At 63.8% G+C, this 12622-nt stretch carries 13 protein-coding genes; 6 read left to right on the top strand and 7 right to left on the bottom strand.

Annotated features, from left to right (window positions below; genetic code table 11):
* Positions 1–2: 2 nt before the first annotated feature.
* Together mdoH and CXR43_RS15755 are read left to right on the top strand one after the other, a co-directional pair.
* A complete protein-coding gene (gene mdoH / locus CXR43_RS15760; protein WP_103335654.1) occupies positions 3–1787 on the top strand; it encodes a glucans biosynthesis glucosyltransferase MdoH in 1785 nt (594 codons plus the stop codon).
* On the top strand, positions 1780–2934 hold the full coding sequence (locus CXR43_RS15755; RefSeq protein ID WP_103335651.1) for an OpgC family protein: 1155 nt from the start codon (positions 1780–1782) through the stop codon (positions 2932–2934). The genes mdoH and CXR43_RS15755 overlap by 8 nt, the downstream gene beginning before the upstream one ends.
* A 62-nt stretch (positions 2935–2996) precedes the next feature.
* On the opposite strand, the gene CXR43_RS15750 is transcribed toward CXR43_RS15755, so the two are convergent.
* The 7 genes from CXR43_RS15750 to CXR43_RS15720 all read right to left on the bottom strand — a co-directional run bounded on the left by CXR43_RS15750 (position 2997) and on the right by CXR43_RS15720 (position 8463).
* Positions 2997–3881, bottom strand: a complete 885-nt coding sequence (locus CXR43_RS15750; protein WP_103335648.1) for an acyl-homoserine-lactone synthase — start codon at positions 3879–3881, stop codon at positions 2997–2999.
* A gap of 101 nt (positions 3882–3982) precedes the next feature.
* The gene (locus CXR43_RS15745; protein WP_103335646.1) at positions 3983–4690 is read right to left on the bottom strand and encodes an autoinducer binding domain-containing protein; all 708 of its coding nucleotides are present in this window, start codon (positions 4688–4690) and stop codon (positions 3983–3985) included.
* Position 4691: 1 nt separating this feature from the next.
* Positions 4692–5111 carry a helix-turn-helix domain-containing protein gene (locus CXR43_RS15740; protein WP_103335643.1) on the bottom strand — a complete coding sequence of 140 codons (420 nt, stop codon included), beginning with the start codon at positions 5109–5111 and terminating at the stop codon, positions 4692–4694.
* A 153-nt stretch (positions 5112–5264) separates the two neighbouring features.
* Positions 5265–6026 carry an SDR family NAD(P)-dependent oxidoreductase gene (locus CXR43_RS15735; protein ID WP_103335640.1) on the bottom strand — a complete coding sequence of 254 codons (762 nt, stop codon included), beginning with the start codon at positions 6024–6026 and terminating at the stop codon, positions 5265–5267.
* On the bottom strand, positions 6026–6715 hold the full coding sequence (locus CXR43_RS15730; RefSeq protein ID WP_103335896.1) for a glutathione S-transferase family protein: 690 nt from the start codon (positions 6713–6715) through the stop codon (positions 6026–6028). Before CXR43_RS15730 ends, CXR43_RS15735 begins: the two co-directional genes overlap by 1 nt.
* A gap of 19 nt (positions 6716–6734) precedes the next feature.
* The gene (locus tag CXR43_RS15725) at positions 6735–7634 is read right to left on the bottom strand and encodes a polysaccharide deacetylase family protein (protein WP_103335638.1); all 900 of its coding nucleotides are present in this window, start codon (positions 7632–7634) and stop codon (positions 6735–6737) included.
* A 172-nt stretch (positions 7635–7806) separates the two neighbouring features.
* Positions 7807–8463, bottom strand: a complete 657-nt coding sequence (locus CXR43_RS15720; RefSeq protein ID WP_103335635.1) for a cysteine hydrolase family protein — start codon at positions 8461–8463, stop codon at positions 7807–7809.
* 261 nt (positions 8464–8724) lie between these two features.
* Between CXR43_RS15720 and CXR43_RS15715 the strand changes: the two genes are divergently transcribed.
* From CXR43_RS15715 to CXR43_RS15700, 4 genes are read left to right on the top strand one after another with little or no spacing between them, the layout of a single operon-like run.
* The gene (locus CXR43_RS15715; protein WP_103335632.1) at positions 8725–9918 is read left to right on the top strand and encodes an ABC transporter substrate-binding protein; all 1194 of its coding nucleotides are present in this window, start codon (positions 8725–8727) and stop codon (positions 9916–9918) included.
* 3 nt (positions 9919–9921) lie between these two features.
* The gene (locus tag CXR43_RS15710; protein WP_103335630.1) at positions 9922–10959 is read left to right on the top strand and encodes an ABC transporter ATP-binding protein; all 1038 of its coding nucleotides are present in this window, start codon (positions 9922–9924) and stop codon (positions 10957–10959) included.
* The gene (locus CXR43_RS15705) at positions 10959–11801 is read left to right on the top strand and encodes an ABC transporter permease (RefSeq protein WP_103335628.1); all 843 of its coding nucleotides are present in this window, start codon (positions 10959–10961) and stop codon (positions 11799–11801) included. Before CXR43_RS15710 ends, CXR43_RS15705 begins: the two co-directional genes overlap by 1 nt.
* Positions 11798–12598: an ABC transporter permease gene (locus CXR43_RS15700; protein ID WP_103335625.1), complete on the top strand. Its 801-nt coding sequence runs from the start codon at positions 11798–11800 to the stop codon at positions 12596–12598. The genes CXR43_RS15705 and CXR43_RS15700 overlap by 4 nt, the downstream gene beginning before the upstream one ends.
* Positions 12599–12622: the final 24 nt, after the last annotated feature.

The following is a 12622-nucleotide window of genomic DNA, read 5'->3' as shown; positions in this document are numbered from 1 at the left end:
CCATGGCGCTGTCCGCGGTCGCCCTGTCGCCTGTGACACCAAAACGCGCGACGGGAGCGCGGGCCTTTGCGCTTGCCTTCAGCCTGCTGTCGGCAAGCGCTGCGGGCATGGTGTTTCACATCTACGGCGCGGCAGACGGGGTCACGGCAGTGGATCTGGCCCGGTCGGGTCTGATCTTTCTGTCAACCTGGTGGCTGGCCTGGGGGGCCGGTACGGCGATGCTGGGCCTGTTTTCAGGCACCCGGCCGCCGATCCCGGAGGTGCGGGGCACGATTGCCGGCAAAACGGTCGTGATCGTGCCGATCTATAACGAAGATCCCAGCGTCACCTTCGCTCGCATCGCCGCAATGGACGATTCCCTTCGGGCGGCAGGCGGCGGGGTGACGGTGGATTTTGCCATTCTGTCAGACACGCGGGATGAGACGATTGCGGCCGAAGAACGCAGATGGTGCGCGCGGCTGCTGGCACGGCAGAACGGGCAGGGTCGCATCTTTTACCGGCGCAGGGCCAAGAACACCGGACGCAAGGCTGGCAATATCGAGGAGTTCATCGCCACATCCGGCCGGGCCTGGGAGTATGCGGTGATCCTGGATGCCGACAGTCTGATGGAAGGCGAAACGATTCTGACCATGATCCGCCGGATGGAGGCGGATCCGACGCTGGGCCTGTTGCAATCGCTGCCCCGGGTGATCCGGGCCCGGACGGTGTTTGGCCGGGCGATGCAATTTGCGGCCTCGTTCCACTCGCCGGTTTTCGCCCATGGGCTGGCGGCGATGCAGGGCCGCACCGGGCCGTTCTGGGGCCACAATGCCATTGTCCGCATCCGCGCCTGGGCCGAAAGCTGCGGATTGCCGGAACTGCCGGGCCGTGCGCCCTTTGGCGGGCATATCCTGAGCCATGATTATGTCGAGGCAGCGCTGCTTGCGCGCGCCGGGTGGACCGTGCGGCTGGATGATGATCTGGACGGCAGTTTTGAAGAGGGGCCCGAAAACATTGTCGATCATGCCAAGCGGGACCGGCGCTGGTGTCAGGGCAACTTGCAGCATTCCAAGGTGATCGGGGCACCGGGGCTGAAGGGGTGGAGCAGATTCACCCTGTTTCAGGGCATTTTCGCCTATGTCGCACCTCTGATCTGGCTGGCGTTTATCGCGGCATCGGTGGTGGCCAGCGCTACGGCCAGCGGCCCGGATTATTTCCCACAGGAAAACTGGCCCTTCCCGGTGTTCCCCTATGACCAGACTGCAAAGGCGGTTGGGCTGGCGCTGGGCGTTTTCGGCTTGCTGGTCATGCCGAAACTGCTGGTGGTGCTGGACGCAGCCCTCTCTGGCCGTTCGGCCGCGTTTGGCGGGACCGGCGCGTCATTGCGCGCCATGCTGACCGAGTTGGTCCTGTCCTCGCTGATTGCGCCGGTCTTGCTTGCTTTCCAGAGCCGGTCGGTGGTGCAGGTCTTGCTGGGACGCGACAGTGGCTGGCCACCCAACAACCGCGGGGATGGCGGCCTGGATTTTGCCGAGGCCTGGGCTGCTGGCGGCTGGATCAGCGGTTGGGGGGTTGTGGGGCTTGGCGTGGCCCATGTCTTTGCCCCAGCACTGACATTCTGGCTGCTGCCGGTGCTGCTGCCGATGCTTCTGGCACCGGTGCTGATCTGGTGGACCTCGCAGCCAGCGGCCCGGGGCCGCTTTCCGGTGCCCGAGGATCGGGCGCTTCCGGGGATCGTCGCGCGCCATGATGCGGTGCTTCGGGACTGGCTGACGCCCCCGGATATGGCGGAGAAGGTCGTTGCCTGAGCTGGCCCCGCACCGGCGCGATTACCGGGTGGATCTGTTGCGCGGCGCGGCCTTGATGATGATCTTCATCAACCACATTCCCGGCACGCTCTGGGAACATCTGACCTCGCGCAATTTCGGGTTTTCCGATGCAGCCGAAGGCTTTGTCCTGATGTCGGGGATTGCCACCGCACTGGCCTATGGCCCGATCTTCCTGCGCGACCGGCACCCGCCCCTGGCGCAGGCCCTGCGGCCCTGGCGACGGGTGCTGACGCTGTGGTGGGTGCATGTACTGGTGGTACTGGGGATTCTCGCGCTGTTTTTCCTGACTGTGCCCGATCCTGCAGTGGCGGCCATGGCGGTGCGGCGCAATATTGCCCCGGCGCTGGAAGATCCCATGATCTTTGTTCCGGCGCTGATGACCCTGAGCCATCAGTTTGCCTATGCCGATATTCTGCCACTCTATATTGCGCTGCTGATGGCTGCCCCGGCCATTCTGGCGGCGGGTGTGCGCTGGCCGCGCGGGCTGATGCTGGCGTCGCTGCTCTTGTGGGTACTGGTTGGGGTTTTCCGGATCAGGGTGCCGACCTGGCCGCTGGAAAACGGCTGGTTCTTCAATCCGCTGGCCTGGCAGGTGGTGTTCGTGGCGGGTGTGCTGACCGGGCTTGCAATGCGGCAGGGGCGGCGCTGGCTGCCGCTGCGCCCATGGCCGTTTCGGCTGGCGGTGGCCTATCTGCTGATCGCGGCGGTCTGGGTGCGGGTGCCGGTGGTTGCAAGCTGGGGCGGCCATGGGTTGTGGATGCTGCATGAATATCTTGGTGCACCGTCTGTCTTCACATCTTTTGACAAGAGTTTTCTGCACCTGCCCCGGTTGCTGCACATTCTTGCGCTGGCCTATGTACTGAGCGCCCTGCCCGCACTGACGCGGCTGTCGGTAAACCCGAAGCTGGCACCGCTGGTGACGCTTGGGCAGCATGCTTTGCCGGTCTTTGCGGTCAGCACCGGGCTGGCCTATGTGGCGCAGGTGACCAAGGCGATGGCGGGACCGTCCTTTCTGCTGGACACCGCGCTGATCGCAGCCGGGTTCGCGATTCTGTTTGCGCTGGCCGGATGGCTGAGCCTGCGCAAAACCCGGCGCGCCACAGTGCCGGTGGCACCGCGGGCCTGATCCTCTGGCGCGAGAGGGTTGCTGCCCGGCACTTGCGGCCTTGAGGCCCGCGGTCGCACGGCTCAGTTCTGGAACACCACCTGATGCAGGGCAGGATGGATGCCTTCACGGACCAGGACACCGACCAGACGCAGCGCATCAGCGCGTTCTTCTTCGGTGCGGGCCGCCTCGATCTGCGCGCGGCAGTAGTCCTGAATGTCTTCCACCAGAACCGTTGGCAGCGGCTCTTGGGCATCAGACAGGATCATCGCAGACCAGTCGGACGGCGCAGTCACCCGTCCCGACTCGGCCAGATGGCGCGCGGTCAGCAGGTCACGCACAGCGTCTTCGCTGGCAAAGACATCATGCGTGATGCCGGCAAAGGCGCGAACGCGGTTGATGCGCTCTTCGGTACAATCGAGCAGGGCTGCCATGGCAGGAACCTTGCCCATCTGTTTGGTTGACCCGACATAATCATAAGGCGCGTTGTCAGACCGTTTCAGCACCCGGTTCACCACCGGATCAATCACGGTGATGATGTCGGAAATTCCCGAGCGGCGCGCATATTCCAGCGACCCGATCATCAGCTCGCAGGTGGCCATCGAGACCGCCTTCATCGTATTGCCGTCGCGGCACAGCCGCTGGGTATCGACGCAAAAACGGGTGGATTCCCACAAGGTGGCGCTGCGCAGGGGCGGCTCACCATCTAGCAGAACCTGAAACACGTCGGACAACATGTGCGGTCCGGTGGTTTGCAGCGCGCGGACGCAGGACACGACATGGCCCTCATCATCCAACCCGATGACATAGGCCGGATCAAGCCGGTCGAACTGGTCAATTTCGCGGCCATCGATGATCTCGACCTCCCACCCCAGGCGGTCGCCGAAGACGCGGGCGCGAAGCTTGAACATTTCATCCAGAAGGTCGCCGAAACGATCCTTGTTCAGTGCATCGACGATGATGATCATATTTATCCCCAAACATGAGTGGTCTTCCCCAGAATCAAGGTTAACGCGTCTGAGAGGGCAGAGACTATGAGGGGAATCCCGTAATCGGGGCCATGACAGGCCTAAAGCGGGTAGATCAGACCCAGCATGATGGCGCGGCCCACGGCCTGTGGTGTGGTCAGCGCATAGAGCTTTTCGCGTCCCGACCGCAAGTGCACCTCGACCGTGCGATGCGAAATCCCCAGGATGTCGCCGACATCCTGCTGCGATTTGCCGGCAGCGATCCACTGCAGGATCTCGCGTTCGCGCGTGGAAAGCGCCGGATAGCGCAGCGCACGCGACAGCACATCAGACCGCATCACCGTGTCATGCACATGGACCGCGACCGACTGCAGATCCGGCAAAATCTGTCGGGACAGCTTTTCCCATTCTGTCGCGCTGCAATCACGGGTTACGCTGAGCATGCCGATATCGCCGTAGGGCCCGCGTACCGGAATGGTCAGACCCCGATTGGTGATGCCGAAATCGCGGGCGTCGCGGAAGGTTTTCTCAAACCCCGCGGTCTGATCCAGCCGGCTCCAATCCACCGGAGCAATGGACCGGCTGGCAACCAGAAGGGTCGGATCGATCCGGTGCAACCCGTTTTCGGCATAGTGGCGCTTCCAGGCGTCCGGGTAATTCACATAGCCATGCACGGCACTGGCGACCGGGTTGGTTCCGGCATAGGCCGCATGATCCAGTTCGAAACGGGCGCAGATCTGATCGAGGAACGAAACAAAGCTACCGGCATTGCGGCTTTCGCTGCCAAGGTCGATCAGATCGGTGCTCACCCTAGCGCTCTGCCGCGGACGCAGGCCGCAGATTGGTACGGGCCAGTGCCGGCGTTGCTGTCTGACCAGAGTGGGCGGCAATCGTCTGTGCCATGTTCTGAAGCGCCACTTTTCGCGGATCGGTCATCCCAAGAGACGTTGACGGCAGGTCGGATGGGGCGGGGCTCGGCACCTTTGGCTGCGTGCTGCGACCGGCACCGGATGATGCCGCCATGCCTTCGAAGAAGGCAGCAACGGGAAGGTCAAGGAGGGTGGCAATCTGCAGCAACTGTGCAGCAGGAACCCGGTCTGTGCCGGCCTCATAGGCGCTGATCTGGCTTGGAAGAACCGACAGGTGCGCGGCCAGCTCGGCCTGGGTGACACCGCAGACCCAGCGGAACTGCCGGATGCGACGGCCAACAAATGTGTCTACACTGTTCATGATAGCGATGCCGTCAAATCTGCGGGATGACTGATCTTACAGCACTCTGTCTCTGGATCAACCAATCGTTAATCATTCTTAATGATGCAGCCTCCGCAGGGGTGGCTTGCCTGTTGGACCGCGCCCTGGCGGACGCTGACCGGCGGGAGGGAGTCAGCGCAGCTCCAGCAACCCGCCGTCGACAGGAATGACCTGACCTGTCATCCAGGATGACCGGTCGGTGGCCAGGAAAAGCACAACCTCGGCAATCTCTTCGGGCGTGCCCCAGCGCGAAATCGGGTACCGCCCGATGACCTGGGCCAGAAGGGTCTGAAATTCCGCCTCATCCGCTGCGCGGGCGCGAAACTGCGACTCGGACAATGGCGTGCGCACGGCGCCCGGGGCCACCGCATTGACCCGCACCCCGCGCCCGGCGAAATCTGCGGCCAGCTGACGGGTGAGCGCCACGACCGCGCCCTTGGCCGCCGAATAGGCCGCAACCCCCTTCATCCCCGACAGACCGACGGTGGAGGCGGTAAAGACCAGCGCGCCGCCCTGCACCAGAAGATGCGGCAGCACGGCGCGGGCGGTGAGGAAGGCTCCGGTGGCATTGACCAGCATCGCACGGTTCCAGTCGTCCAGCGACAGGGACAGGATATCGCCTTCGATCATGGCCCCGGCATTGGCGACGCAGGCATCGATGCGGCCCGTCCACTCCATGGCCACGCCAGCCATGGCGGCGACGGAAGCTTCATCGGTGATGTCGGCCTGCACCGCGCGCGCGGGATGCCCGGCGGCTGACAAATCATCGGCGACGGCCTGCGCCGCGGTCTGGTTCAGGTCGGCGCAAAGAACGGCCATTCCGTCAGCGGCAAAGCGCGCCGCCACGGCCCGCCCGATGCCGGACCCTGCGCCGGTGACAACAGCCGTGCGCATCAGACCGGGTCCGGCGCAAAGATCTGCGGATACATCGACCGCATGGCCGCGTCATCCATCTCCACCTTGAAGGCATGGCGGTCTTTCAGCGTGAGCGCGGCCTGTGCGGCAGGGCGGGCGTCCAGTTCGGCCATCAGGCGGGCGATATTGGGGAAATCCGCCATCGCGCCCTCGCCCAGCATGAAAGGGATGCGCGGGGCCCACCCCCAGACCGCCATGTCCAGAATGGTGTAGGTGTCGCCCATCATGTAGCGCCCCTGCCCCAGCCGGTCGTCAATGATACGCCAGTGGCGGCGGGCCTCGTACTCATAGCGTTTGCGGGCATAGGGGTTGTCGCCGGGGGCGAAGTTGCGAAAATGCACGGCCTGCCCCGAGAACGGCCCGACGCCGCTGGCAATGAACATCAGCCATGACAGCAGGGCACCGCGCGCGGCGGGGCTGTTTTCGGGGAGAAACATGCCGGTCTTTTCGGCCAGATACAGCAGGATGGCATTGCTGTCGAACACCACCACATCGCCATCGGCAATCGCTGGCACCTTGGCATTGGGATTGATGGCAAGGAAGGCAGGGTCATGCTGTTGGCCGCGCTTGGTGTCGATGGCCACGCCTTCGTAGGGCAGGCCCGATTCCTCAAGGAAAAGCGCAACTTTGAGCGGGTTGGGCGCAGCGTTGTAGTAGAATTTCAGCATGGTGCGGTCCTTTGCGGTGTCAGTCGGGTGTGGCGCGGTGTTGCCAGACCCAATCGGCGATTTGAGCATGTGTGGCGAACCAGATTTTGCCACGCGCCTTGGCATGGGCGATCAATTGATCGAGGATCCAGATCCGCGAGCGGTAGCCGATGACAAAAGGGTGCATCACCAGCTGGAACAAACCGCCTTCGTCAAAGGCGGCATCCAGTTCGCGGCGAAAAATGTCGAACACGGCTTCGGGCGGGGTCCAGGGCCGGGTTGCGGGGTCGCGGTTGAAGAGAAGGTAGACCGCATCGTCGCGCACCCATTCCACCGGCACCTCGACCACGCCGGTGGGCGTGCCGTTGGTGACCAGCTCATAGCACTCGTCATCGGCCATCAAGCTGCTGTCATAGGCAAAGCCCAGTTCCGCCACCAATTCGATGGTGTGCGGGCTCAGATCCCATTGCGCGGCGCGGTGGCCCACCGGGCGCTGGCCGGTGATCTGCCCCAGCGTGTCGCGGGCGCGCAGCATCAGCTCGCGTTCGGTGGCGCGGTCGAGGCGCGAGGTGTTTTCGTGCAACCAGCCGTGCACGCCGATTTCATGCCCCGCATCGGTGATGGGGCGCATGGCGGCGGGGTCGATCAGGGCGGCGACGGCGGGGGTGAAGAAGGTGGCGCGCACGTCATGGCGGTGCAGCACGTCAAGCACGCGCGGCACCCCGGTGCGCCGCCCGAATTCGCCCCAGGCCAGCCGGCCGATGGCAGCGCGGCCCTGGCCCAGTTCAAACGTCTCGTGGTCGGCGTCGAAAGACAGGGCGACAGCGCATTGCGCGCCATCCGGCCACAGCTTTGGCTTCAGCGCTTGCCCGGCACGCACGCGGTTGACCAGCGCGCGCCAGTCCTCTTCGGGCGTTTCCCAGACGCGGTCAGGGTTCATCTGGCCCGCGCCATGGTGGTTGGCTGGCGTGTCTGTGGCATCTGGATCACCTTTGGATGAGCGGTTCGGGTCGAGGACAGCAGGTCGTCGCCGTCCCGCGATGCTACAAACGGATCGCCCCGCCTGTCCAGATTTTTCGCACGAAAGTTCGCACAGCGCCCAGAATGGCAGGTCAGCCCTGCCACTCGGCGATCAGCGCATCGGTGGTGATCTGGCGGCAATAGCCCTTGATCGCGTTGATCGACGCGGCCTGCCGCGCCTCGCCAAAGGTGGCGCAGGCGTCTGTCACCTGCGTGACCAGATAGCCAAGGTCGCAGGCATCACGGATCGCGCTTTCCACGCATTGGTCGGTGAGAACGCCCGAGATGATCACCTGCTGCACGCCCAGATTGCGCAGGAGATAGTCGATATGGGTGGAGACAAAGACAGAGGAGGAGGATTTGGGCAGCACGATTTCATCGCCCTGCGGCGCGATCTGGTCCAGCACCTTGCCGTCCCATGACCCCTTGGGCACGTTGAAGCCGCTGATCTTGTAGTCAAGGCTGCGGTCGCGGCCATCAAGCGTCAGGCTTTCGATGGTGGTATACATCACCTCGATGCCGGCGCGGCGCGCCGCGGTTTGCAGGCGTTGCATGCGCGGAATCACGTGGTCGCGCATTTGGGCCAGGAAAGGATCGCGGATCTGCGCCATATCTTGCGCGGTCATCGTGGCCCATTCCGCACCGTCAGGGTGGCAGGAGAAGTTCTGCACATCGATGAACAAGAGCGCCGCACGGTCCGGCACAATCGGGATGTCGCGCGATGTGGTGGAGAGGAAGGGGGAGGACATGGCGGGCCTTTCATCACAGAGGAGCGGTTCTGCGCACATGTGTTCATGACTTCTCCCCCTTGGGCAAGGGCATCGTCCAAGCCCGAGCGCGTGCGAGGCCTGTGTTTACAAGGGTTTTTACCGCCAGAACGGGCTGAAAGGCTCGCACAGCAGAGGATCAAGGCGGCGAGGAAATCGACGATTGCTCCCGCAGTGACGGAAAATGCATTGAAATGAATCGATTCGCGCATAATAGTTCACATAGCGAACAAGGAGGTTCCCATGAACAGCGACCGTGTCCTGCGCCAGATGGCATCCCGCAACCCGCTTTCCACCCCGATGCAGCATTCCCTCAGCAGACGGAAATTCATGCAAGGTCTGGCAGCCGGAGCGGCGGCGGCCAGCCTGCCGATGGCAGCCCGCGCGCAATCGCGGCCCCTGTCGCTGCTGACCTGGGATGCCTATGCCGACCCGCGGCTTCTGGCGCTGTGGAAGGAGCAGACCGGGGGCGACATCCGCTATGAGATTCACATCTCGGACCCGAGTTCGGTGAACCGGCTGCGGGCGGGGGAAACCTCGGTCTGGGATTTCATCAACGTCAACAACCCTTGGGCACGGAACGAGATGTGGCCAGCGGGCCTGATCCGCGAATTGCCGCGCGACCGGTTCGAGCCGCTGTATGCGCAGATGAAACCCAAGTTCGCCGCCCCCTACCCTTGGGCGATGAGCGCGGATGGCAACCACCTGCTGGGCGTGGTGCAGCGCTATGAAACCTTTGACTTCGTGGTGAATTCCGATGTGATTTCGCCCGATCTGGCAAAGGACGAAGGCTGGGATCTGTTCAACAACCCCGATTTCAGCGGGCGCTACGGCATTCTGGCCTATGAAGACTGGAATGTGATGGACATCTGCATGGGCGCCGGTGTGCATCCGTTCAAGGTCAAGACCGACGAAGAGGTGGCACGGTTCGAAGAGACGGCCAAGCGCTGGATTCAAAATGCCAAGCTGATCACCACCGATTTCGTGCAGCTGAATCTGGCCATCCTGAATGGCGAGATCGACATGTATTTCACCGGCGGCACTTATACCACGGCCGCTGCGCGGCTGGAGGGGGTCAGTAACCTCTATGCCATTACCCCCAATTCCGGCCCCGCCGATGGCAAGGGCGGCATCAACTGGATCGAGATCAACTCGGCGGTGGCGAACCCCGACCCGCTGGACGAGGCGATTGATTTTCTGGAATTCATCACCACGCCGGACGCGGCTGAAATCGTGGCGCGCGGCAACGGCAACTTCCAGCCGGTGGCGCAGATGGCCAACCCCGACCTGATGTCGCGGTTCTCCACCGAAGAACTGGCCGCAATCCAGTGGGATGAGTTTGACGAGCGGATCGCCAATGCGGTCGAGTTCGACATCGTGCCGGATTACGACCGTCTGTATGACATCTATGCCGCCGCGATGCGCGCAAGGGGCTGAGGCGTGACACATCTTCCGCCAGCCCTGTCGCTGACAGGGCTGACCCGGCGGTTCGGGACGAAAACGGCCGTGGACGCCGTGTCGATCGACATTGCCGAGGGTGAGTTTTTCACCATCGTCGGCCCGTCGGGCAGTGGCAAATCCACGCTGGTGCGGCTGCTTGCCGGGCTTGATGTGCCCACGGCGGGCAGCTTGCATCTGCGCGGGCGCGACATCACCGACATGCCTGCCAACCGGCGGCCCACGGCGATGGTGTTTCAGTCGCTGGCGCTGTTTGACCATCGCACGGTCGGGCAGAACATCGAATTCGCGATGAAGATGAAGGGCGTGCCGCCCGAGGCGCGGCGGGCCCGCGCCTTGGAACTGTTGCGCCTCGTCCGCCTGCCCGAAGATTATTATCCCCGCCCGGTGACGCAATGTTCGGGCGGTGAGCGGCAACGGGTGGCACTGGCGCGGGCCTTGGGATCGGACCCGGAAATCCTGTTCTTTGACGAGCCGCTGTCGGCCATCGACTACCGGCTGCGCAAGACGCTGGAGGTGGAGCTGAAGGAGCTGCATCAGCGCACCGGCAAGACCTTTATCTACATCACCCACAGCCTTGAGGAGGCGATGGTGATGTCGGACCGGATTGCCATCATGCGGGCCGGGCGGTTTGAGCAGATCGGCACGCCGGATGAGATATATCGTCGCCCGCACAGCCGGTTCGTGGCCGGCTTCATGGGCGAGGTGAACATTCTGCCGGTGTCGCAGGCCGGTGGCGGAGCGGTGTTCACCGACCTTGGCCTGGCTGCACCGGGGGCGGCGGGGGCCTTTGCCGTGCTGCGGCCCGAAGCGGTGCGTCCGGGCGGGGATGCGGGAGTCGGCTTCGATGCGGAGGTGACCCAAAGACTGATGCTGGGGTCACGCACGCAGTTTCATCTGCGCGCCGGAGCGGCGGCGCTGATCGCCGAAGTTGCCGCCGGACCGCAGGCCGATTTGCAGATCGGTCAGGTGGCGCGGTTCAGCTTTGACATGGCCGACATCGCCTGGGTGGACGCGTGATGCGGCGCAATCCGGGGTTCTGGTACGCACTGCCGATGATCGTGCTGATGCTGCTGTTCTTTGCGGCACCCCTGGCCATCGTGGTCTGGTACAGCCTGATGCCGCCGCGCACCTTTGATCTGACCGGCGATATTGGCTTGCAGAACTACCGGACCGCCTTTGGCGACGGCTATGGCGTGCCCCTGATGTGGTCGCTGATCGGGGCCGCGCTGACCACGCTGATCACCGGGCTGCTTGCTTGGCCCACGGCCAAGATTTTGCACCACCACGCGGGGCGGTGGGCCAGCATCGTGACCGCGCTGATCGCACTGCCGATCTTCATTTCGGAAAGCGTGCGGCTGTTTGGCCTGTCGATCTTCCTCATGCCCGGCGGCGGAATTCTGGCGGGCACGCTCAACGCGCTGTTCGACGTGCAGATCGGCACATTTCTGAACACGCGCTTCGCGGCACTGGTGGGGATGATCTACATTCATTTCCCCTTCATGCTGTTTCCGATGCTGCTGGGTGTGGCGATGATCCCCGCTGACCGGATCGAGGCGGCGCGGGATCTGGGGGCTGGCCGCTGGGCCGTTCTGCGCGAGGTGGAACTGCCGCTGGCCGCGCCGGGGCTGCTGGTGGGGGGGTTGCTGACGTTCGTGCTGTGCCTTGGGGCCAATGCCGAGGCGGCCATCCTGGGCGGGCGGGCGGTGACGGTGATCACGGCGGCGATTGAGCAGCGGTTCAACTATGCGCAGGACTGGCCGATGGGGGCGGCGCTGACCGTGCTGGTGATTGCGGTCACGGCGGCGCTGGTGTTTCCCGCCGTGCGGCGCATCGACCTCAACCGGATCATCCGGCGATGAGGGGCGGGCGGCACATCCTGTGGCTCAAGGTGCTGTGGGTCGGCACGGTGGTGACGGCGCTTTACCTGCCGATCGTGTCGGTGGTGCTCGCCTCGCTGGCCAACACCCGCTACATGCGGTTTCCGCACAAGGTATGGACACTGGACGCCTATCGCGCAGCGGCGGCGGATTACACGACGGTGACGCTGCACGTGATTTCCTTGCAGATCGCGGTCTGTGTGGTGCTGTTGTCTGTTACCTTAGGCACCATCGGAGCCATGGCCTATGCCCGCCATGACTGGCGCGGGCGCGGGCTGTTTCAAAAGATACTGGTGCTGCCGATCTTTTTCCCGCAGCCGGTGCTGGGATTGGCGTTGCTGCTGTCGATGTCGGCACTTGGGATTGCGCCGAGCTGGAAAACCGCGGTGGTGGCCCATGCGGTCTGGATCGTGCCGATTGTCACGCTGGTGATCTCGATCAGGCTGTTTGGCTATGACGTGGCGCAGGAAGAGGCGGCCTTCGATCTGGGGGCGTCACGCTGGCAGGTGGCGCGCGAGGTGACATTGCCAGCGCTGTGGCCCGGCATCTTTTCGGGGGCGCTGTTTGCCTTCCTGCTGTCGTGGTCGAACCTGCCGCTGTCCGTCTATACAAGCGGGGCCGATACGCCGCTGCCACTGTGGCTGTTTTCGCGCACGGCCACCAATTATTCGCCCCTTGTGCCCGCGATTGCGGTGATCGGCACCTGTGTGTCAGGGCTGATCGTGGTGATGCTTTTGCTGATGCGACGGCTGCTGGCTGGAAAAAATCAGCCTGTTTAGGAAACATATGTGCGCCAGGCGCAC

It is taken from the genome of Pseudotabrizicola formosa, assembly GCF_002900965.1.
Lineage (GTDB): Bacteria > Pseudomonadota > Alphaproteobacteria > Rhodobacterales > Rhodobacteraceae > Pseudotabrizicola > Pseudotabrizicola formosa.
This window is presented reverse-complemented; position numbering and strand designations above follow the sequence as displayed.